This window comes from Vibrio sp. 10N.222.49.C9 (assembly GCF_041474985.1).
GTDB lineage: Bacteria > Pseudomonadota > Gammaproteobacteria > Enterobacterales > Vibrionaceae > Vibrio > Vibrio crassostreae_C.
Genome location: NZ_JBFRVD010000393.1, coordinates 1 through 399, shown reverse-complemented (window position 1 = coordinate 399; position 399 = coordinate 1). Strand labels below are relative to the sequence as shown.

At 46.4% G+C, this 399-nt stretch carries 1 protein-coding gene; it reads right to left on the bottom strand.

The features are described 5' to 3' along the window. The coding region (locus AB4585_RS23660) for a response regulator (protein ID WP_372171208.1) at positions 1-399 on the bottom strand (399 nt) is incomplete at both ends.

Here is a 399-nt window from a genome sequence, read left to right as displayed (position 1 = left end):
CCTGCATAGGTAAGCTAGACCCAATGAAACCGTGGAAGTTAGGGCGATCAAACTTAGTCTCTAGCTTATTGACCAAGTTTTCTAATTTGGTGCGCTTAAGGTGCAGGGCAACCGATGTTTTTAACCTGTCTGCGGTAATCGGCTTTTCTAGGAAGTCATCAGCGCCTTTTTGAATCGGATTCACGGCAGTATTTACTGAGCCGTGGGCAGTGGCGATGATCACAGAGGTCGGGATTTCGTTTTCCTTGATCCAATCAAGGATTTCCTCTCCGGTAGTGTCGGGGAGTTTGAGATCAAGAATGACCAATTGCGGAGCGTGGTGCTCTATAAAACGTTTGGCATCCTTGCCGGTCTCTACATGAAACAGATCATAGGGTTCGTCTTTTACATACTGCTTAT